At 54.1% G+C, this 21,852-nt stretch carries 20 protein-coding genes; 13 read left to right on the top strand and 7 right to left on the bottom strand.

Annotation, left to right across the window (positions count from 1 at the left end; translation table 11 throughout):
* Nucleotides 1-52 precede the first annotated feature (52 nt).
* The 6 genes from hupB to bolA all read right to left on the bottom strand — a co-directional run bounded on the left by hupB (nt 53) and on the right by bolA (nt 7,309).
* Nucleotides 53-325 (bottom strand): nucleoid-associated protein HU-beta, encoded by a 273-nt coding sequence (hupB, locus tag MY052_RS18310; protein WP_035895161.1) that lies wholly within the window; start codon nt 323-325, stop codon nt 53-55.
* 209 nt (nt 326-534) lie between these two features.
* Nucleotides 535-2,889, bottom strand: a complete 2,355-nt coding sequence (gene lon / locus MY052_RS18315; RefSeq protein WP_115074560.1) for an endopeptidase La — start codon at nt 2,887-2,889, stop codon at nt 535-537.
* Nucleotides 2,890-3,072: 183 nt separating this feature from the next.
* On the bottom strand, nt 3,073-4,347 hold the full coding sequence (gene clpX / locus MY052_RS18320; RefSeq protein ID WP_035894304.1) for an ATP-dependent protease ATP-binding subunit ClpX: 1,275 nt from the start codon (nt 4,345-4,347) through the stop codon (nt 3,073-3,075).
* Nucleotides 4,348-4,481: 134 nt separating this feature from the next.
* Nucleotides 4,482-5,105 (bottom strand): ATP-dependent Clp endopeptidase proteolytic subunit ClpP, encoded by a 624-nt coding sequence (gene clpP / locus MY052_RS18325; protein WP_035894303.1) that lies wholly within the window; start codon nt 5,103-5,105, stop codon nt 4,482-4,484.
* Nucleotides 5,106-5,346: 241 nt separating this feature from the next.
* Complete coding sequence (gene tig / locus MY052_RS18330) at nt 5,347-6,645, bottom strand: trigger factor (protein WP_035894302.1); 1,299 nt, start codon at nt 6,643-6,645, stop codon at nt 5,347-5,349.
* Between the two features lie 346 nt (nt 6,646-6,991).
* Nucleotides 6,992-7,309: a transcriptional regulator BolA gene (gene bolA, locus MY052_RS18335; protein ID WP_035894301.1), complete on the bottom strand. Its 318-nt coding sequence runs from the start codon at nt 7,307-7,309 to the stop codon at nt 6,992-6,994.
* Nucleotides 7,310-7,606: 297 nt separating this feature from the next.
* On the opposite strand from bolA, the gene MY052_RS18340 reads away from it, so the two are divergent.
* The 8 genes from MY052_RS18340 to MY052_RS18375 all read left to right on the top strand — a co-directional run bounded on the left by MY052_RS18340 (nt 7,607) and on the right by MY052_RS18375 (nt 15,440).
* Entirely contained in the window at nt 7,607-8,185 is a 579-nt protein-coding gene (locus MY052_RS18340) for a lipoprotein (protein ID WP_035894299.1), read from the top strand.
* Between the two features lie 45 nt (nt 8,186-8,230).
* Complete coding sequence (gene ampG / locus MY052_RS18345) at nt 8,231-9,706, top strand: muropeptide MFS transporter AmpG (protein WP_202216334.1); 1,476 nt, start codon at nt 8,231-8,233, stop codon at nt 9,704-9,706.
* 473 nt (nt 9,707-10,179) lie between these two features.
* Nucleotides 10,180-11,127, top strand: a complete 948-nt coding sequence (cyoA, locus tag MY052_RS18350; RefSeq protein ID WP_035894297.1) for a cytochrome o ubiquinol oxidase subunit II — start codon at nt 10,180-10,182, stop codon at nt 11,125-11,127.
* Nucleotides 11,128-11,146: 19 nt separating this feature from the next.
* Entirely contained in the window at nt 11,147-13,138 is a 1,992-nt protein-coding gene (gene cyoB, locus MY052_RS18355) for a cytochrome o ubiquinol oxidase subunit I (protein ID WP_248537587.1), read from the top strand.
* Entirely contained in the window at nt 13,128-13,739 is a 612-nt protein-coding gene (locus MY052_RS18360; protein ID WP_035894295.1) for a cytochrome o ubiquinol oxidase subunit III, read from the top strand. The genes cyoB and MY052_RS18360 overlap by 11 nt, the downstream gene beginning before the upstream one ends.
* Nucleotides 13,739-14,068, top strand: coding sequence for a cytochrome o ubiquinol oxidase subunit IV (locus tag MY052_RS18365; RefSeq protein WP_035894294.1), 330 nt, complete (start codon nt 13,739-13,741; stop codon nt 14,066-14,068). The genes MY052_RS18360 and MY052_RS18365 overlap by 1 nt, the downstream gene beginning before the upstream one ends.
* An 11-nt stretch (nt 14,069-14,079) precedes the next feature.
* Nucleotides 14,080-14,967: a heme o synthase gene (cyoE, locus tag MY052_RS18370; RefSeq protein WP_035894291.1), complete on the top strand. Its 888-nt coding sequence runs from the start codon at nt 14,080-14,082 to the stop codon at nt 14,965-14,967.
* A gap of 317 nt (nt 14,968-15,284) precedes the next feature.
* On the top strand, nt 15,285-15,440 hold the full coding sequence (locus MY052_RS18375) for a Hok/Gef family protein (RefSeq protein ID WP_202216335.1): 156 nt from the start codon (nt 15,285-15,287) through the stop codon (nt 15,438-15,440).
* A 76-nt stretch (nt 15,441-15,516) separates the two neighbouring features.
* Here MY052_RS18375 and MY052_RS18380 read toward each other — a convergent pair whose 3' ends face one another.
* A complete protein-coding gene (locus MY052_RS18380) occupies nt 15,517-16,275 on the bottom strand; it encodes an IclR family transcriptional regulator domain-containing protein (RefSeq protein ID WP_202216336.1) in 759 nt (252 codons plus the stop codon).
* Nucleotides 16,276-16,427: 152 nt separating this feature from the next.
* Between MY052_RS18380 and MY052_RS18385 the strand changes: the two genes are divergently transcribed.
* The 5 genes from MY052_RS18385 (at nt 16,428) to MY052_RS18405 (ending at nt 21,840) form a co-directional block, all read left to right on the top strand.
* Nucleotides 16,428-17,249, top strand: a complete 822-nt coding sequence (locus tag MY052_RS18385) for a shikimate dehydrogenase family protein (RefSeq protein WP_248537588.1) — start codon at nt 16,428-16,430, stop codon at nt 17,247-17,249.
* Nucleotides 17,246-18,940: an FAD-dependent oxidoreductase gene (locus tag MY052_RS18390; protein WP_248537589.1), complete on the top strand. Its 1,695-nt coding sequence runs from the start codon at nt 17,246-17,248 to the stop codon at nt 18,938-18,940. The genes MY052_RS18385 and MY052_RS18390 overlap by 4 nt, the downstream gene beginning before the upstream one ends.
* Nucleotides 18,937-19,257 (top strand): NIPSNAP family protein, encoded by a 321-nt coding sequence (locus tag MY052_RS18395; RefSeq protein WP_035894285.1) that lies wholly within the window; start codon nt 18,937-18,939, stop codon nt 19,255-19,257. The genes MY052_RS18390 and MY052_RS18395 overlap by 4 nt, the downstream gene beginning before the upstream one ends.
* A gap of 10 nt (nt 19,258-19,267) precedes the next feature.
* Entirely contained in the window at nt 19,268-20,962 is a 1,695-nt protein-coding gene (locus MY052_RS18400; RefSeq protein ID WP_248537590.1) for an FAD-dependent oxidoreductase, read from the top strand.
* Between the two features lie 74 nt (nt 20,963-21,036).
* The gene (locus MY052_RS18405) at nt 21,037-21,840 is read left to right on the top strand and encodes a sugar phosphate isomerase/epimerase family protein (RefSeq protein ID WP_248537591.1); all 804 of its coding nucleotides are present in this window, start codon (nt 21,037-21,039) and stop codon (nt 21,838-21,840) included.
* Nucleotides 21,841-21,852 lie beyond the last annotated feature (12 nt).

Raw genomic sequence — 21,852 nt, forward strand, 5'->3', positions numbered from 1 at the left:
CATCAGATGATGCGCCCTTGTACTGTGCCACATTCCCTACGAGGGAAAGCGATCAGTTTACCGCGTCTTTCAGTGCTTTACCTGCACGGAACGCTGGTACTTTAGCAGCGGCGATAGTGATCTCTTTACCAGTTTGAGGGTTACGGCCAGTACGGGCAGCACGCTCTTTAACAGCAAAGGTACCAAAACCTACCAGTGCAACATCATCCCCGGCTTGCAGAGATTCAGTAACAGAAGCAATTAAAGCATCTAACGCACGTCCAGCTGCAGCTTTGGAGATATCCGCGCCAGCAGCAATTTTGTCAATCAGTTGAGATTTATTCACTGTTCTCTTCCTCTCTTTATTATTTATATCGCACCGGAGTCCTTCGCGGTGCAATCGCGGAGCAGTTATATCAGGACTCCCATGCCCTTACAACACCCGTCGTCTTAGACACACCTGCCAGCCGTCTAAATTAGCGAGACAAAAAAAGGCTGGCAAGTCAGTTTACGCTTGCCAGCCTTATTTTTATTAACGCTCTTTGCGCGAGGTCACTATTTTGCGCTTACAACCTGCATGCCAGACGGCTCATTTTGCAGCGCCAGCGCCAGAACTTCCTCAATGCGCTTAACCGGATGAATCTCCAGATCGGCCAGAACGTTGTCCGGAATCTCTTCCAGATCGCGTTTGTTCTCATCAGGAATCAGAACAGTCTTAATACCGCCACGGTGTGCCGCGAGCAGTTTTTCCTTCAGACCGCCGATTGGCAGCACCAGGCCACGCAGGGTAATTTCCCCTGTCATCGCCACGTCTGCACGCACCGGGTTACCGGTCAGACAGGAAACCAGCGCAGTACACATCGCGATACCCGCACTTGGACCGTCTTTCGGCGTCGCCCCTTCCGGAACGTGAACGTGAATGTCGCGTTTTTCGTAGAAATCTGGGTTGATACCCAGTTTTTCTGCGCGCGCGCGCACCACGGTCAGCGCTGCCTGAATGGACTCCTGCATCACTTCACCCAGAGAACCGGTATAAGTCAGCTTGCCTTTACCCGGTACGCAGGCGGTTTCAATGGTCAGCAGGTCGCCGCCCACTTCCGTCCACGCCAGACCGGTGACCTGACCCACACGGTTTTCGTCATCGGCGCGACCGTAGTCGAAGCGCTGAATGCCGAGGAAATCATGCAGATTGTCGCCGTTAATCTCGATGTGTTTCAGATCTTTATCCAGCAACAGCTGTTTAACCGCTTTACGGCACAGCTTCGAGATTTCACGTTCCAGGCTACGGACGCCCGCTTCACGGGTGTAGTAACGAATGATGCCAACAATCGCGCTGTCATCAACCGTCAGCTCGCCTTTTTTCAGCGCATTACGTTCAATCTGCTTCGGCAGCAGGTGACGTTTTGCAATGTTCAGCTTCTCGTCTTCGGTATAACCGGACAGACGGATCACTTCCATACGGTCCAGCAGCGGCGCTGGAATGTTCATGGAGTTCGACGTCGCCACGAACATTACGTCGCTGAGATCGTAATCGACTTCCAGGTAGTGATCGCTGAACGCCACGTTCTGTTCTGGATCAAGTACTTCCAGCAGAGCAGAGGCCGGGTCACCGCGCATGTCCGAAGACATTTTGTCGATTTCATCGAGCAGGAATAGCGGGTTTTTAACGCCCACTTTGGCCATTTTCTGGATCAGTTTACCCGGCATAGAGCCGATGTAAGTACGACGGTGACCGCGGATTTCCGCTTCGTCACGCACGCCGCCCAGCGCCATACGAACGTATTTACGTCCGGTCGCTTGAGCAATGGACTGACCCAGAGAGGTTTTACCCACACCAGGAGGCCCTACCAGGCACAGGATTGGCCCTTTCAGCTTGTTCACACGGCTTTGAACCGCGAGATACTCAAGAATACGGTCTTTGACGCGCTCGAGGCCATAATGATCGGTATCGAGGATTTCCTGCGCCTGACGAAGGTCTTTTTTGACCTTGCTGCGCGAATTCCACGGCACCTGCACCATCCAGTCGATATAACCGCGAACCACGGTGGCTTCAGCTGACATCGGCGACATCATTTTCAGCTTCTGCAGTTCGGCTTCGGTTTTCTCTTTCGCCTCTTTCGGCATTTTCGCTGCGTCGATCTTACGCTTCAACGCTTCGTTTTCGTCAGGAACTTCGTCCATCTCGCCGAGTTCTTTCTGAATGGCTTTCATTTGCTCGTTCAGATAGTACTCACGCTGGGATTTCTCCATCTGCTTTTTGACGCGGTTGCGAATGCGCTTCTCAACCTGCAGCAGATCGATTTCTGACTCCATCATCGCCATCAGATATTCCAGGCGCTCGTTGATGTCAGACATCTCCAGAACGGACTGTTTATCTGCCAGCTTCAACGGCATGTGGGCCGCGATGGTGTCAGCCAGACGTGCAGGGTCGTCGATGCTGTTCAGCGACGTCAGCACTTCTGGTGGGATTTTCTTGTTCAGCTTGATATAGCCTTCAAACTGACCAATCGCGGTGCGTACCAGTACTTCCTGCTCGCGCTCTTCAATGGCCGGCGATTCAAGGTACTCTGCTTTCGCGGAGAAGTGTTCGCCGTTATCAGAGAGCGTAGAAATACGCGCACGCTGCAGCCCTTCGACCAGTACTTTGACCGTACCGTCAGGCAGCTTCAGCATTTGTAAAATAGAGGCCACGGTCCCGACGGTGAAAAGATCGTTTACACCCGGCTCATCCGTTGAAGCATCTTTCTGCGCGACCAGCATGATTTTTTTATCATGATCCATGGCCGCTTCCAGACAACGGATAGATTTTTCCCGCCCTACAAATAAGGGGATGACCATGTGCGGATAAACCACCACATCGCGCAACGGCAATACGGGGATTTCAATGCGTTCAGAACGCTCAGGATTCATAGAGCTCTCTCTTAGTTTAGTGTCCGCCAGGTAAACTGGTCATGCGACTGTGCTTCACACAACCATTAACATGTAACCAGTATATGGGGATGTATTCCACACATTCAACGCCATGAATACGGAAAAATAAAAGGGGAGATAAAATCCCCCCTTTTTGATTAACTGATTGTATGAACTGGTGAATTATTCGCCAGATGCCTGCTGCGCTTCTGGCTTGCCGTAAATCAGCAGCGGTTCGCTTTGACCGGCAATCACCGATTCATCGATAACCACTTTCTCAACGTCTTCCATAGAAGGCAGATCGTACATGGTTTCGAGCAGCGCGGCTTCTACGATGGAGCGCAGACCACGAGCACCGGTTTTACGCGCCATCGCTTTCTTGGCGATAGCGTCCAGCGCTTCGTCACGGAATTCCAGATCCACGCCTTCGAGGTTAAACAGCGCCTGATACTGTTTGGTCAGGGCGTTTTTCGGCTCTTTAAGGATCTGAATCAGCGCTTCTTCGCTCAGCTCAGTCAGGGTTGCGACCACCGGCAGACGGCCGATGAACTCAGGGATCAGACCAAATTTGATCAGATCTTCTGGCTCAACCTGGGTCAGCAATTCACCTTCGCTGGCTTTGTCGGATTTTGCTTTTACGGTTGCGCCGAAACCAATGCCGGAGCCAGTTTCAACACGGTTAGCAATCACTTTATCCAGACCAGCAAATGCACCACCGCAGATAAACAGGATCTTCGAGGTATCAACCTGCAGGAACTCCTGCTGCGGATGTTTACGGCCACCCTGCGGCGGAACGGCCGCCACGGTGCCTTCAATCAGCTTCAACAGCGCCTGCTGTACGCCTTCACCGGATACGTCGCGGGTGATTGACGGGTTATCGGACTTACGAGAAATCTTGTCGATTTCATCGATGTAAACAATACCGCGCTGTGCTTTCTGTACGTCGTAGTCGCACTTCTGCAGCAGCTTCTGAATAATGTTTTCAACGTCTTCACCCACGTAACCAGCTTCGGTCAGGGTGGTCGCATCGGCCATGGTGAACGGTACGTCCAGCAGGCGCGCCAGCGTTTCAGCCAGCAGGGTTTTACCTGAACCGGTCGGGCCAATCAGCAGAATGTTACTTTTGCCGAGCTCAACACCGTTGTTGGTATCACCGTTACGCAGACGTTTGTAGTGGTTGTAGACCGCAACGGCCAGCACCTTTTTCGCCTGTTCCTGACCGATAACGTAGTCATCTAAGTGGTGGCGAATTTCGTGTGGCGTCGGCAGAGCACTGCGTTCACGATGCGGCGCCACTTCTTTAATCTCTTCGCGAATGATGTCGTTACATAAGTCGACGCATTCGTCGCAGATATACACGGATGGGCCGGCGATGAGCTTACGCACTTCGTGCTGGCTTTTGCCGCAAAAAGAGCAGTACAACAGTTTGCCCGAGCCATCTTTGCGTTTATCTGTCATGAGTCAAAACCTCTTTTTAAGTTCTTTGTGCCGCATATGACGACGCAAATGCCATTCTTAAGCGCAAGCTGCTACGCAAGCGTTGTGCCGCCCTTAGTAGTATATACCGTGCAGCGGCACGTGCCGTCATGACATTAGTTACGCTGGCTCAAAATTGAGTCAACCAGACCATACTCGACAGCTTCAGAAGCAGACAGGAAACGGTCACGTTCAGTGTCGCTCTCAATCTGCTCCAGCGATTTGCCGGTATGGTGCGCCATAAGCTCATTCATGCGTCCTTTCACCTTCAGGATCTCACGGGCATGGATTTCGATATCCGTTGCCTGGCCCTGATAACCGCCCAGCGGCTGGTGAATCATTACGCGGGAGTTTGGCAAGCAGAAGCGCTTACCTTTTGCGCCTGCGGTCAGCAGGAACGCGCCCATAGATGCCGCTTGCCCCATACAAATGGTGCTGACATCCGGCTTGATAAACTGCATGGTGTCATAAATAGACATCCCTGCTGTAATCACGCCACCTGGGGAGTTGATGTATAAATAAATGTCTTTTTCCGGGTTTTCCGCTTCCAGAAACAGCATTTGCGCCACAATCAGGTTTGCCATGTGGTCTTCGACCTGACCGGTCAGAAAGATTACGCGCTCTTTAAGCAGACGGGAGTAGATATCAAAAGAACGTTCGCCACGTGAGGTCTGTTCAATGACCATCGGCACCAGGGCCATGTGGGGTGCAAAATTATCTCGTTCGCCACTGTATGACATTTCCGTCTCCTGGATAATAAATAAAATAGCCACAGCTTGCTAATTATAGAGATGCGGCGAGTGATTCGTTCCCTCAGTTATGGGTACGATCCTACCCTATTTCAAGCATAACAATATTTTGTTGATACGCTAACACCGAAAAGCCGTTTTATCACGCAAGCTTTGGTTATTGCTGCAATAAAAAAACCCGTCACCAAAAGGCAACGGGTTTTTTCTCAAAACCGTAAACCGGTAAGCGAAATTACGCCTGCTGGTTCATCAGTTCATTGAAGGAAGTTGCTTTTTCAGTCACTTTCGCTTTTTCCAGAACCGCTTCAACAGCCTGTTCTTCCAGAGCGACACTGCGCATGTTTTCCATCAGCTCTTTGTTTTTGCTGTAGAATTCAATAACTTCTTTCGGATCTTCGTAGGCAGATGCCATTTCTTCGATCAGGGTAGCAACGCGTGCTTCGTCAGCTTTCAGCTCGTGGGTACGAATCACTTCGCCCAGCAGCAGGCCAACAACTACGCGGCGTTTCGCCTGCTCTTCGAACAGTTCGCGAGGCAGTTCCATCGCTTGCTGCTGGTTGCCACCGAAGCGCTGTGCAGCCTGACGGCGCAGAACGTCGATTTCGCTGTCGATCAGGGCTGCAGGAACGTCGATCTCGTTCGCTTTAACCAGACCTTCGATTGCCTGAGATTTAACGCGGTTACGTACCGCGCCTTTCAGCTCGCGTTCCATGTTTTTACGCACTTCAGCGCGCAGGCCTTCAACGGAACCATCTTCAACGCCGAAACGTTTGATGAATTCAGCAGTCAGTTCTGGCAACTCACGCTCTTCAACTTTCTTCAGGGTAATCGCGAATTTAGCCGCTTTACCTTTCAGGTTTTCAGCGTGGTATTCTTCTGGGAAGGTTACGTCGATAACGAACTCTTCACCTGCTTTGTGACCTTTGATACCGTCTTCAAAGCCTGGGATCATACGACCCTGACCCATTGCCAGTACGAAATCAGTCGCTTTGCCGCCTTCGAATTCTTCGCCGTCTACGGAGCCGGAGAAGTCAACGGTAACACGGTCTTCAGCGTCAACAACGCCGTCTTTGTCTTTCCAGGTTGCCTGCTGCTTACGCAGAGTGTCCAGCATGCCGTCAACGTCAGCTTCGGTCACTTCAACAACTGGTTTTTCAACTTCGATAGCGTCCAGACCTTTCAGTTCAACTTCTGGGTACACTTCGAATTCTACTGCGTAGGTGAAGTCTTCACCCAGCTTGTATTCACCTGGAACGTAGTTAGGCGCGCCAGCTGGATTGATTTTCTCTTTGATGATCGCGTCAACGAAGTTACGGCTCATCAGGTCACCCAGAACGTCCTGACGCACGGAAGCGCCATAACGCTGAGCAACAACATTCATCGGTACTTTACCTTTACGGAAACCGTCAATGCGTACTTTTTTCGCTACGTTGACCAGCTCGCTTTTTACAGCGGTCTCGATGCTGTCAGCAGCGATAGTAATCGTTACACGGCGGCCAAGGCCCTGAGTGGTTTCAACTGAAACTTGCATCTTGTTACCTCAAAAAAATCACAGTGCTCGGTCAACTCTACTCCGCAAGCTCGAAAAGCTGGCGTTGCGGACCTGGGATGCTCTCGTAATCAATCACATTCCCTGTCGTCAGAATCATCCCGAAGACATTCCGAAAAATAAGACGCAGCATTATAGCGGCATCACTTTTATGAGTCGAGAACGGTTATCACGCGTTGCTGCGGCATTTTTCACAATTCCCGGCTAATTTTTGTCTGAACGCTGTCGAATACGCTCAAAATTCAGACAAAACAAAACGGCCCGCAGGCCGTTTTCTCATAATCTGTACGCAACATACTGGAAAAGTTCCGTGTTGCAAATGCCTTTTCTACGCGATAGTGCCCGCTCCGCGGCATGGCGGTGAGGTAATGACGGTATCTTGCAAACCTTCCCACTCTTTTCGCGTGTAAGTATGCAATGCCAGCGCATGGACGGTGGACGCAAACTCCTCTGTTAACGTTCCGTAGATCATCCGATGACGATTCAGAAAACGTTCCCCGGTAAACTTATCGCTCACCAGCACAACTTTAAAGTGGCTCTCAGAGCCGGCCGGTACGTTGTGGCGGTAGCTTTCGTCTACGACTTCCAGGAAAACAGGTTCAAACGCTGCCCTCAGTTTTTCTTCGATTTGTTCACGCATCATCATGATATTACTCCTCCGACAACGTTAAGATGCCGCCTATCCCTTTAAATGTTAGCCGCTTTTACTGATTCCATTACACGAAGGCAACAAAAAATTAGCGTTCACGCCATTTTATTTCTCAAGTAGATGAAGTTAACGTCTTTTACAATCGCTTCTCATCTTAAATCCTACTTCTATTTGTTTCCGAGTACACAAAAGCAACAACACGATGAAATTACATGCGTTGCCTACTTCCCCTGACCGATGGCGATGTTATGATGGCGGGAATTTTCAGTAAACAATGCGTTTGAGACCCCTAACATGTTAAAAAAAATCCTCTTCCCACTGGTAGCACTGTTTATGCTGGCTGGATGCGCAACGCCTCCAACCACGGTTGAAGTGTCGCCAAAAATCACTCTGCCTCAGCAAGATCCAAGCCTGATGGGCGTTACCGTTAGCATCACCGGTGCCGACCAGCGTCAGGATCAGGCACTGGCAAAAGTCACCCGTAACAACCAGCTGGTCACCCTGACCGCTTCCCGTGACCTGCGTTTCCTGATGCAGGAAGTACTGGAAAAACAGATGACCGCACGCGGTTATATGATTGGTCCGAACGGTGCGGTTAACCTGCAGATTATCGTTAATCAGCTGTACGCAGACGTTTCCCAGGGTAACGTGCGTTACAACATTTCTACCAAAGCCGACATCGCCATCATCGCGACCGCTGCTAACGGTAATAAAATGACCAAAAACTACCGTTCTAACTACTCCGTTGAAGGCGCATTCCAGGCTTCCAACAAAAACATTTCCGATACCGTTGATAGCGTGCTGGGCGATACCATCGCCGATATGGCACAAGACACCACTATCCACGATTTCATCAAGCAGAACGCGCGCTAATCTCGTCACAGACCCGGCTTCGGCCGGGTCTGAACAAAGAAAACTATGCCTGGTCACTATCTCCGCATTTTTCAGCAACCGAAATCAGCCATTCTGCTGATTCTTGGCTTTGCTTCCGGCTTACCGCTCGCCCTGACCTCAGGGACGCTGCAAGCATGGATGACGGTCGAAAACATCGATCTGAAAACCATTGGTTTTTTCTCGCTTGTCGGCCAGGCATACGTTTTTAAGTTTCTGTGGTCTCCGGTCATGGACCGCTATACGCCGCCGTTTTTAGGGCGCCGTCGCGGCTGGCTATTAACGACCCAATGTTTACTGCTTATCGCCATCGCCGCGATGGGTTTTCTTGAGCCCTCCACGCAGCTGCGCTGGATGGCGGCGCTGGCGGTGATTATCGCCTTCTGTTCCGCGTCGCAAGATATCGTCTTCGATGCCTGGAAAACCGACGTGCTTCCGGCGGAAGAACGCGGTGCAGGCGCGGCAATTAGCGTGCTGGGCTACCGCCTTGGGATGCTGGTTTCCGGTGGATTAGCGCTGTGGCTGGCGGATAAATGGCTCGGCTGGCAGGGCATGTACTGGCTGATGGCCGCACTGCTGGTGCCTTGTATTATTGCTACGCTGCTGGCACCTGAACCCAGCGACGTCATCCCCGTTCCGAAAAGCCTTGAGCAGGCGGTTGTTGCACCATTAAAGGACTTCTTCGGCCGTAACAATGCCTGGCTTATCTTGCTGCTTATCGTGATGTACAAGCTGGGCGATGCCTTCGCTATGAGCCTGACGACCACCTTCCTTATTCGCGGCGTCGGATTTGACGCAGGCCAGGTAGGGATGGTTAACAAAACCCTCGGCCTGTTTGCGACCATTGTCGGCGCACTTTACGGTGGCGTGCTGATGCAGCGCCTGACGCTGTTCCGCGCGCTGCTGATATTTGGCATTTTGCAGGGTGTATCGAACGCTGGCTATTGGGCGCTCTCGGTCACCGATAAACATATTTATTCCATGGCCGCCGCGGTCTTCTTTGAAAACCTATGCGGTGGCATGGGCACGGCTGCATTCGTCGCGCTGCTGATGACGCTGTGTAACAAGTCGTTTTCCGCGACCCAGTTTGCGCTACTGTCGGCGCTCTCCGCCGTCGGGCGTGTCTACGTTGGGCCAATTGCCGGCTGGTTTGTCGAAGCTCACGGCTGGCCAACGTTCTATCTGTTCTCCGTTATTGCCGCCGTACCGGGCATTTTGCTGCTGCTTATCTGTCGCCAGACGCTGGAATACACTCAGCAAACCGAGCAATTTATGCCGCGTGATAGCTACGCTGGTGCCTACCGCCTTGCGCTGCGACTGTTGCTTCTAGGTACCGCGCTGTTGGGTATCTGGCTGGTGATGCTGATTGCGAATGCCCTGAACCTCACCGCACTCGAATGGTCCGGAATCGTACTCGAAGTCGGGGTGCTGATTGCCTTTGTTGGCATCGTGTTCGGTTGTCTGCTGGACTATCTTGCTCTGCGAAAAACGCAGTTCCGCTAAAATAAGATGAAAATGTGAAACCTACGTTGTAATCACTATCCGTAATAATAACCCGCGCATCGTATGTGAAAAAAAATATTTGTGCTTTTGTGCGCTTTAGAATTCTGGAAATTATTGGAACGTGTAAAATGCGCTTTATTTCTTTAACCGATTCAGCACCAGAGTAATTAATTTTTCGTTTTTTAATTGTCTATTTTTTGATGATTAATTGTTAATTATTTGTATATTTTTGGCAATGGTTATACCAATTGCCATCTCACCTACCTCCCCATACCCCCTTTCGTTATAACGCCCGCCAGATGGGCTTTTCGCTCGAAAAACAGACACATTTAGCAACATCTGTGACAGGTGCGGCAGAACCCGGTAACACATAACTGACAGAGCCCTAATGATGTTTACAGTAATGTAACCTTCCCGTAAAATGCCCACACACTTTAAACGCCACCAACACCCCGTGGAATTGAGGTCGTTACATGAGACTCAGGAAATACAATAAAAACTTGGGATGGTTGTCATTAATCGCCGGCACTGTATTACTCAGTGGCTGTGATTCTGCACTTCTTGACCCCAAAGGACAGATTGGACTGGAGCAGCGTTCGCTGATTCTGACGGCTTTCGGCCTGATGATGATCGTCGTAATCCCGGCCGTCTTAATGGCCGTTGGTTTCGCCTGGAAGTATCGTGCGAGCAATAAAGATGCGAAGTATAGCCCGAACTGGTCACACTCCAATAAAGTGGAAGCTGTGGTCTGGACCGTGCCAATTCTTATCATCATCTTCCTCGCCGTACTGACCTGGAAAACCACTCACGCTTTAGAACCGAGCAAACCGCTAGCCCATGATGAGAAACCAATCACTATCGAAGTGGTTTCCATGGACTGGAAATGGTTCTTCATCTACCCGGAGCAGGGCATTGCTACCGTTAACGAAATCGCTTTCCCAGCGAACGTTCCGGTGCAGTTCAAAGTGACCTCTAACTCCGTGATGAACTCCTTCTTTATCCCGCGTCTGGGCAGCCAGATTTACGCGATGGCCGGTATGCAGACCAACCTGCATCTGATCGCTAACGAAGCAGGTATCTACGACGGTATCTCTGCTAGCTATAGCGGCCAAGGCTTCTCTGGAATGAAGTTCAAAGCCATTGCAACGCCGGATCGTGCCGCATTCGATCAGTGGGTCGCGAAAGCGAAACAATCTCCGAACACCATGGATGACATGGCTACCTTCGAGAAATTGGCTGCACCGAGCGAATACAACAAAGTGGAGTACTTCTCCAGCGTGAAACCTGATTTGTTTAAAGCAGTAACCAGCAAATTCATGGATCACGGCAAGAGCATGGACATGACCAAACCAGAAGGCGAACACGCATCGCACGAAGGAATGGAAGGCATGGACATGAGCCACGCGGAATCCGCTCACTAAGGGGCCGAGGAAGAATACGATGTTCGGAAAACTGACACTGGATGCAGTGCCCTACCATGAACCCATTATCATGGTTACGGTGGCTGCCATTATCGTCGGGGGACTCGCTCTCCTGGCGGCCATCACTTACTTCGGTAAGTGGTCTTATCTATGGAAAGAGTGGCTGACTTCGGTTGACCACAAACGTCTTGGCATCATGTATGTCATCGTTGCTATCGTCATGCTGCTGCGTGGCTTTGCCGATGCCGTGATGATGCGTAGCCAGCAGGTGCTGGCTTCAGCGGGCGATGCAGGCTTCCTGCCACCGCACCACTACGATCAGGTCTTTACCGCCCACGGCGTTATCATGATCTTCTTCGTAGCGATGCCGTTCGTTATCGGTCTGATGAACCTGGTGGTTCCACTGCAGATCGGCGCGCGTGACGTAGCGTTCCCATTCCTGAACAACCTGAGCTTCTGGTTCACCGTTGTCGGTGTGATTCTGGTTAACCTGTCCCTGGGCGTTGGTGAATTTGCTCAGACCGGCTGGCTGGCCTATCCGCCGCTCTCGGGAATAGAGTACAGTCCGGGCGTAGGTGTCGATTACTGGATATGGGCGCTTCAGCTCTCCGGTATTGGTACCACACTGACCGGTATTAACTTCTTCGTGACCATCATCAAGATGCGTGCGCCAGGAATGACGATGTTCAAGATGCCGGTATTTACCTGGGCATCTCTGTGCGCCAACATCCTGATTATCGCCTCCTTCCCAATTCTGACGGTTACCGTCGCGCTGCTGACCCTGGATCGCTATCTGGGCACCCATTTCTTTACCAACGATATGGGCGGCAACATGATGATGTACATCAACCTGATTTGGGCCTGGGGTCACCCGGAAGTGTACATTCTGGTACTGCCAGTCTTCGGTGTATTCTCTGAAGTTGCAGCGACCTTCTCCCGTAAACGCCTGTTCGGTTACACCTCACTGGTGTGGGCGACCGTGTGTATTACCATCCTGTCGTTCATCGTTTGGCTGCACCACTTCTTCACCATGGGTGCTGGCGCGAACGTAAACGCCTTCTTCGGTATTACCACGATGATTATCGCCATCCCTACCGGGGTTAAGATCTTCAACTGGCTGTTCACCATGTATCAGGGTCGCATCGTCTTCAACTCTGCGATGCTGTGGACCATCGGCTTTATCGTGACCTTCTCGGTCGGCGGTATGACCGGCGTTCTGCTGGCAGTGCCGGGTGCGGACTTCGTGCTGCACAACAGCCTGTTCCTGATTGCGCACTTCCATAACGTTATCATCGGCGGTGTGGTATTCGGTTGCTTTGCCGGTCTGACCTACTGGTGGCCGAAAGCCTTTGGCTTCACCCTGAACGAAACCTGGGGCAAACGCGCCTTCTGGTTCTGGATCATCGGCTTCTTCGTTGCGTTTATGCCGCTGTACGTTCTGGGCTTCATGGGCATGACCCGTCGCCTGAGCCAGCAGATTGACCCGCAGTTCCACCCAATGCTGGTTGTTGCAGCATGCGGTGCGGCGCTGATCGCCTGCGGTATCCTGTGCCAGCTGATTCAGTTCTACGTTTCTATTCGCGACCGCGAGCAGAACCGTGACCTGACCGGTGACCCATGGGGCGGCCGTACGCTGGAGTGGGCAACCTCTTCCCCTCCTCCGTTCTACAACTTTGCCATTGTGCCGCAGATTCACGAACGTGACGCATTCTGGGAAATGAAAGAGAAAGGCGAAGCGTACAAGCAGCCGGCTCATTATGAAGAAATTCATATGCCGAAAAACAGCGGTGCGGGCATTGTGATTGCCGCCTTCGCAACAATCTTTGGTTTCGCCATGATCTGGCATATCTGGTGGATGGCGATTGCTAGCTTCGCAGGCATCGTGATCACCTGGATTATCAAAAGCTTTGACGAGGACGTGGATTACTACGTGCAGGTTGCAGAAGTCGAAAAACTGGAAAATCAGCATTTCGATGAGATTTCTAAGGCAGGGCTGAAAAATGGCAACTGATACTCTGGCGCATAACGCCCACGCGCATGAACATGGGCATCACGATACAGGGCCGATGAAGATCTTCGGCTTCTGGATCTACCTGATGAGCGACTGCATCATCTTCGCCACCCTGTTCGCTACCTATGCCGTTCTGGTGAACGGCACGGCTGGCGGCCCGGCGGGTAAAGATATCTTCGAGCTGCCGTTCGTTCTGGTTGAAACTGCACTGCTGTTATTCAGCTCCATCACCTACGGCATGGCGGCTATCGCCATGTACAAAAACAACAAGAGCCAGGTCGTTTCCTGGCTCGCCCTGACCTTCCTCTTTGGTGCAGGGTTCATCGCGATGGAAATCTATGAATTCCATCACCTGATTGTTGAAGGTATGGGCCCGGATCGCAGCGGCTTCCTGTCAGCGTTCTTCGCGCTGGTTGGTACTCACGGTCTGCACGTGACCTCCGGTCTTATCTGGATGGCGGTGCTGATGGTGCAGATTTCTCGCCGCGGCCTGACCAGTACTAACCGTACACGTATCCTGTGCCTGAGCCTGTTCTGGCACTTCCTGGACGTCGTGTGGATCTGTGTGTTCTCGGTTGTTTATCTGATGGGGGCAATGTAATGAGTCATTCTAACGATCATAGCGGCGCATCCCACGGTAGCGTGAAGTCGTACATGACAGGTTTCATCCTGTCTATCATCCTGACGGTGATCCCGTTCTGGATGGTGATGACCGGCACCGCGTCGCATGCGGCGATTCTGGGTACCATTCTGGTAACCGCTGTTGTGCAGATTGTCGTACACCTGGTGTACTTCCTGCACATGAACAGCAAGTCTGACGAAGGCTGGAACCTGACCGCGTTTGTCTTTACCGTGATAATCATTGCCATCGTGGTTGTAGGCTCCATCTGGATTATGTGGAACCTGAACTACAACATGATGGTTCACTAAGAGCGGCGAGTATGTTTAAGCGATACCTGCAAGTAACGAAGCCTGGCATCATTTTTGGCAACCTGATCTCCGTGATCGGCGGTTTCCTGCTGGCCTCTAAAGGTCACATTGATTATCCGCTGTTCGCCTGGACTCTGATCGGCGTGTCCCTGGTGGTCGCCTCGGGTTGTGTTTTCAACAACTACATCGATCGTGACATCGACCGTAAGATGGAGCGAACGAAGAACCGAGTGCTGGTTAAGGGACTGATTGCGCCAAAAACGTCGCTGGTCTACGCCACTTTGCTGGGTCTCGCTGGCTTCATGCTGCTGTGGTTCGGCGCCAATCCCCTCGCCTGCTGGCTGGGGGTAATGGGGTTCGTGGTTTATGTCGGCGTTTACAGCCTGTACATGAAGCGCCACTCCGTTTACGGCACGCTGATTGGTTCTCTCTCCGGCGCTGCGCCGCCGGTGATTGGCTACTGCGCAGTGACCGGCAATTTCGACAGCGGTGCACTGATTCTGCTGGCGATTTTCAGCCTGTGGCAGATGCCTCACTCCTACGCTATCGCGATTTTCCGCTTCAAGGATTATCAGGCAGCGAACATTCCGGTTCTGCCGGTAGTGAAAGGCATTGCAGTGGCGAAAAACCACATCACGCTGTACATCGTGGCGTTTGCTCTGGCCACATTGATGCTCTCTCTGGGCGGCTACGCTGGGTATAAATACCTGATCGTTGCAGCAGCGGTGAGCGTCTGGTGGCTTGGCATGGCGCTGCGCGGTTACAAAGTGGAAGATGATAAGGTCTGGGCGCGCAAGCTGTTCGGCTTCTCCATCATCGCCATTACCGCGCTGTCCGTGATGATGTCCGTCGACTTTATGGTGCCGAATTCTCAGAACCTGCTGACTTACGTCTGGTAAAGAGACACCGTTTGATAAAAACCTCGCTACGGCGGGGTTTTTTATTGCCTGAAGAAAAGCGCCAGCGCCCAATATTGATGTTTTCCTAAATAGCGGCGAAGCCAGCGTTTAGGCGGCTCATTCGAAGGGAAGAGGTATAGAATCGCGGCGGCTGCTTGAGACTGTTTGTCTTGAGCAAGATGTGAAAGGCAGATAGACAAAAGCCCCAGATAACATTCTGCGTCCGGCAAGACGCTTAACATTAATCTGAGGCCCCTAAATACCCAACAGTATTAGGTTAGCCTCTTACCGACCTTAGGGTCAAGGAGAAGTAGCCTATGAAACGGAACAAGGTAGTGATTGTTGCCCTGATTGTCCTCTGTATTACCGCCGTGATGTCGGTACTGGTCACGCGCAAAGATCTTTGCGCGGTCCGTATCCGCAGCGGGCATACGGAGGTCGCCGTCTTCACAGCCTACGAATCTGTTAAGTAAGAGACCCGGCGGGGAGTCATCCCCGCCACTCTTGATGCTGCCAGGTATTCTCAACGCACCCAATTTTTTCACCTGACTAGCCCACCAGCATCGCCTGCGCGCTATACAGCAGATCGAGATGATCCCGGCACAGCGCCTCCAGCGACGTGCGCGACTGATGGCTGGTCAGACTCAACGCCCCCCAGTACAGCCCTTCCCTATCAGCAAGTGGAACGGCGATCACCAGCATACCTATCTCAAACTCCTGCTCAATAGAGGCGTATCCCTGACGACGGACCTGCGCGATACGCTCCATCAATGTCGGTACATCCGTCACCGTGTAAGGCGTTCGCTGCTCGCGGGTCACTCGCTGTAACACAGCCTCGCATTCAGCTTCCGGCAAGGAGGCTAACCACAAGCGACCGCCCGCGGTGCAGTGAATCGGCACTCGTTCGCCGAGCCGTACAGAAGTTGAGTTAAATGGCGTGTGTTTGCTGCGGGCAATATAGACCAGCTCGTTATCATCAATCACCCCCACCGACGCATGCTCCTCTGAACGACTGGCAACATATTCAACAATTGGCCGCACCATACGCGGGAACTGCGCGGAATCGACATAGGCCTGCCCCAGACGCAGCGTTTTCGCCATCAGCCAGTAGTAGCGCCCGTCGGTATCCAGATAGCCATCATGTACCAGCGTCAGGAAAAATCGGCGAGCCGCGCTCTGCGTCAACCCGCTCATTTTTGCCGCCTGCGGCACCGTCAGCCGTGGGTTTGCCTTCGAAAAAAGCTGGATCAGCGCCAGCCCTTTTTGCAATCCCACGATCAAATCGCGCTGATGAATCTCGTTTTGCATAGCTGTTCACACTTTTGCAACAGAGGAAGTCGATTACTGCGATTATCGCACTGTCGGTGCGATTAACAACCAACCTGTCCGAATTCTGCGTTGTCGCTCACCGCTTCCATTGAAATACTCAAGCAACAGTTTATTAACAAAAGAGGTGAGCAATGGTCAGCGGATTTACTCAGGTCGTCGCCGTTATCGGGCATCCCATTACCCAGGTGAAATCACCGGAAAACTTTAACCACTACTTTGCCAGCCAGAGCATGGATAAGGTAATGATCCCGGTCGATATCGCGCCGGAAGCCGTTGCCGACTACCTGAATGCTCTACGCGGCTGGCAAAACATGAGCGGCATTCTGGTCACCGTGCCGCATAAACAGCGCGTGGCCGGGCTGCTTGATACCCTCACGTCTCGTGCTCGTCATCTCAATGCCGTTAATGTCGTACGCAAGTTGGCAGATGGTCGCTTAGAGGGTGACATGCTGGACGGCGTCGGTTTCCAGCGCGCAGCTGAAGCGCACGGCTTTAACCCCGCAGGCAAACGCGCTCTGCTTTCCGGCTGCGGCGGCGTCGGCAGCGCCATCGCCTGGGGATTGTGCGAAGCGGGCATTAGCCACCTCGCGCTCTACGATCGTGACGAAGCCAGCCGCCAGCGTCTGGAAAACCGCTTAGCAACCCATTTTCCAACCGTGCATATTTCCACTCTCCCCGATTCATTGGCAGAGGTTGATCTGCTGGTCAACGGTTCCCCCGCGGGCATGGCGGGCTTCGATGCGCTGCCGTTAAGCCAGGCGCTACTGGAGACATTAACGGCGACGACTCACGTCGCTGATGTCGTCACTGCGCCGGTTATCACTCCACTACTGGCCTTTGCCAATACACGAGGTTGCCGCACCCAGACCGGCCCGGAAATGGCGCTGGCGCAGATGCAACTTATGGGGCAGTTCATCGGCGCGATTGAACAACCTGACGAGGCCGCAGCATGAAAAGCTGGGATGTTATCGTTATCGGCAGCGGCGCGGCGGGCTTTGCCGCCGCCGTGACCGCCTGCTGCAAAGGGCTTTCGGTATTAATGCTTGAAAAAGCCCCGCACTTTGGCGGCACCTCAGCAATTTCTGGCGGGGCGGTGTGGATTAACGACACCGATCAGGCCCGAAATCTGGGAAAAAGCGGCTCACCAGAGGCCATGAAAACCTACCTGCGAGCCATTATTGGTGAAGCGAACTATCGCCCGGACATGATTGATGCTTTTGTCCATGCAGGGCGAGAAGCACTGGCCTTTCTCGAACAGGAAGGCGCGGTGAAATACAGCCTGCGCCCGCTGTCGCCAGACTACTATCCGGATGAGCCCGGTGGCGTCGATGTTGGCCGTGCGCTGGAAGTGGTGGAGTATGATGGCCGCGAGCTGGGACAGCATTTCACGACCCTGCGTTCGCCGCCGCCGGGCATGCTGCTGTTTGGCGGCATGATGGTGAACCGCGTCGATATCCAACACTTCCTCGATATGCGTCGCTCGTGGCGCTCGTTGGCCCACTGCACAAAGCTGCTGCTCCGCTACGGGCGCGACCGTCTGCGCCATCACCGCGGTACTCGTCTGGCAATGGGCAACGCACTGATTGCGCGCATGGCGACACTGGCGCTGCGTAAAGGGTTGGAGCTGGAACTTAACGTCACGGTGACGTCGTTGGTTGAGCAAAACGGCCACGTGACCGGCGTTGAAATCGAGCGTGATGGCCAAACGCTCACCTTACATGCCCGTCGTGGCGTCGTGCTTGCCGCCGGGGGCTTTGCTGCCGGGCGCATCGCACCACAGTTCCGTCCGGCAACGCAGCAGCACTACACCATGTCACCCATCACCAACGACGGCGCGGCTTTCCAGTTAGGACTGAGTGTCGATGCCCGACAAGGCGCAGACCTGCCGTCGAACTTTTTCTGGGCTCCGGTCTCCGTACTGCGTCGCCCAGACGGTAGCGAAGAGCGTTTTCCCCATCTGGTCACCGACCGTGCCAAACCGGGGGTCATCGCAGTTAACCAGCGCGGCGTACGCTTCGTCAACGAATCAAACTCCTACCACCATTTCGCCAGCGCCATGCAGCAGCAGCCAGAAAACGCCCCGTGCTACCTGCTCTGCGATGCGCAGGCAATGAAGCGCTATGGTCTCGGGCTGGCGCGCCCGGCACCGGTTAACAACGATGCGCTGGTGAGCGCAGGCTATCTGCATCAGGCCGATAGCCTGCACGAACTGGCTCAGCAGCTAGGCCTGGATCCACAGCAGCTTGAGCAAACCGTTTCCCGCTACAACCAGCATGCAGCAAACGGCAGTGACCCGGAATTTCATAAAGGCGGCAACAGCTATAACCGTGCGATGGGCGACGCGGCACACGGCCCGAATGCCTGCAACGCCCCACTGTTAAGCGCCCCCTTCTATGCCATCAAACTCTTTACCGGCGACTTAGGCACATCTCGCGGGCTGATGACCACCGCCGATGCCCAGGTCATCAACCAACAGGGACAGCCCATCCACGGCCTGTATGCGGTCGGTAACGATATGGATTCCATGATGGCAGGTACCTACCCCGGCCCGGGCATCACCCTTGGCCCAGCACTTACCTTCGGCTATCTGGCCGCCGTGCATATGACAAACACATCCCCACACACTTCAGGAGAAGCAGCATGATCTACGAAAAACGCACCTACACCATCAATCCACTGAAAATGGCCGACTGGCTGGCACTGTACAAAAGCGACGCCTTTGCGGTGCAAACCGAACATCTCGGCAAGCTAATTGGCTTTTTCTTTACCGAAATCGGCGTGGTCAATCAGGTGGTACATATCTGGGCCTACGAGAGCCTGGATGACCGCCTGGTGCGCCGGGCGCGTATGTCTCAGGACGAGCGCTGGCTAACCTTCTCGCGGAAAAACCGCGAACTGGCAGCGGTTGAGCGTCTGGAATCGGTGCTGATGCGTCCCACCGATTTCTCGCCGCTGCAATAAGGAGTGACCCATGAGCAGGCATGTAGAGGTAGATATGCTGGTGATTGGCTCCGGTGCAGCCGGGCTTTCTGCCGCCGTCACCGCCGCGTTGCACGGCGCGCGGGTGCTCGTCGCCGAAAAGGAATCGACGATCGGCGGCACTAGCGCATGGTCGGGCGGATGGCTGTGGATCCCGCAAAACCCGCTGGCCCGTGAGGAAGGCATAATGGAGGGCGATGCCGCCCCACTGCGCTATCTGCAATCCGAGATGGAGGGCCGCCCCGCCGATGCACGCCTGCGCACCTTTTTACGCTACGGCCCGGAAATGGTGGATTTTTTCCGGAAAAACACCGCCGTGCAGTTTCTGTCCGGCAGCAAAATGCCCGACTTTCATAACAGCCCAGGCTTTGCCACCGGTGGCCGCTCCGTTACCGCACAACCGTACGATGCTCGTGGGTTAGGCGACTGGCTTCACCGACTGCGCCCGCCACTGGAGACCATCAGTCTTGCCGGCATGGGCATTGCGGGCGGCGCTGATATGGCGCACTTCTTTAACGCCACGCGCTCGCCGCGATCGGCACTGTATGCCGCCCGCCGCCTGATGCGTCACGGCTGGCAACGCCTGTGCTATGGCCGCGGTCGTCATCTGGTCAACGGCAATGCGCTGGTCGCGCGTCTTCTTCGTTCTGCGCTGGACGCTAATGTGAACTTCCAGCTCAATGCACCGGTGACGCGTTTATTGCAGGATAGCCACGGCGTGACCGGCGCCATCCTCAATAGTGATGACGGCGAAATTCAGGTTAACGCCCGTGCGGTAGTGCTGGCCTGCGGCGGTTTTCCGCACGATAAACAGCGGCTAGCCGAACAGGTGCCGCACGCGGCGCAGGGCTACGGCCATTTCTCCGCCGCGCCTCCGGGAAATCAGGGTGACGGCATTCGCCTTGGTGAAACCGCGGGCGGACAGTTTGATAGCTCGCTTAAGCACCCCATGGCGTGGGCCCCCGTCTCCCGCGTCTCGCTCGCCAGCGGGCTACAGTTAGCATTCCCTCACCTGGTTGAGCGCGCCAAACCCGGTTTTATTGCGGTACGCAGCAACGGCAAACGCTTCGTCAATGAAGCCGACTCCTACCACGACTTTATCGCCGCACTGCTGGACGCCACGCCGGAAGGTGAAAAGCCGGTAGCCTGGCTGATTGCCGACAGCCGCGCGCTGCACCGCTACGGGCTGGGTCATGCACGCCCCACGCCGTTCCCGGTGAAAGCCTGGCTTCGAACCGGCTATCTGCAAAGCGCCGACACGCTGGAAGCCCTGGCACAAAAATGCGGCATCGACGCGTCAACGCTCAGCGACACCGTGAATCGCTTTAATGGCTTTGCCCGTCAGGCCCACGATGACGACTTCCAGCGCGGCGCATCGGCCTATAACTGCGCGCAAGGTGATACCGTCCACCAGCCCAGCCCGACGCTGGGCGAGCTGAAAAAAGCACCTTACTTCGCGGTACGCATTCTGCCCGGTTCGCTTGGCTCATTCAGCGGCCTGAAAACCGACGAACGGGCGCGCGTTCTGGACGCCGAGCAACATCCCATCCCCGGCCTGTTTGCCGTGGGCAACGATATGTCGAGCGTGATGCAGGGGTTCTACCCCAGCGGCGGCATCACGCTAGGCCCCGCCATGACCTTTGGTTATCTGGTGGGGAAAAATCTGTCCGCAAATATAACCTCATAAAAAAACACGCATTTAGCCAGGGAAAGGCACCAAACATAACAACAAACCTCACCTGCAACTGTACTGGAGTCTGTATGAATATGCGTTCTATCTCCCTTGCGGCACTGACCGTGCTGGACGTTTCACCGCCGGAACAGGTGCGCATCGCCGCGCTCACCGGCTACAGCCACGTCGGCATTCGCCTGCTGCCCGCAACACCTGATGACCCCGATTACGACATGCTTGGCGATACGCATACGGTACGTGAAACGCTGGCTGCACTCCGCGATACCGGCATTCGCGTCTCCGACGTGGAAATTGTCCGCCTGACGCCGGATTTCAACCTCGATGCGCTGCGCCCGTTCCTAGAAACCGCTGCACGGCTGGAAGCCCAGCAGGTGCTGGTCGCTGGTAATGACGATAACCTTTCTCGCTGCGCAGAGAACCTGGCGAAGCTGGCACAGGCGGGGGAAGCCTACGGCCTGACCATGAACCTGGAGCCGATGCCGTGGACCCACCTGCCCACGCTTGCCAGTGCGCAAAAGTTGATTGCTGAAAGCGGGCAGCGCAACGTTGGCATTCTGGTAGATGCCATTCACTTCTGGCGTGCGGGCGAGTCTCTGGAGGCACTGAGCGCGCTCGCGCCAGAACAACTGAACTATATGCAGCTCTGCGATGCCCCGGCGCAAATACCCACGGATACCCAGGAGTTGATTTATCAGGCCCGCAGCGCGCGTCGTGTCCCGGGCGAGGGTGAGCTGGATCTCCGCGGTCTGCTTGCGGCGCTCCCGCCGACCATCCCCGTCTCGGTAGAGGTGCCGTTGGCCGGCGCACAGGGAGCACTACCGGCACAGCAACGCGCTCAGCTGCTGTTTAACGCTGCACAATCCTTCCTGTAAACGGGAGCTCGC

It is taken from the genome of Kluyvera ascorbata (assembly GCF_023195735.1).
Taxonomy (GTDB): Bacteria; Pseudomonadota; Gammaproteobacteria; order Enterobacterales; family Enterobacteriaceae; genus Kluyvera; species Kluyvera ascorbata.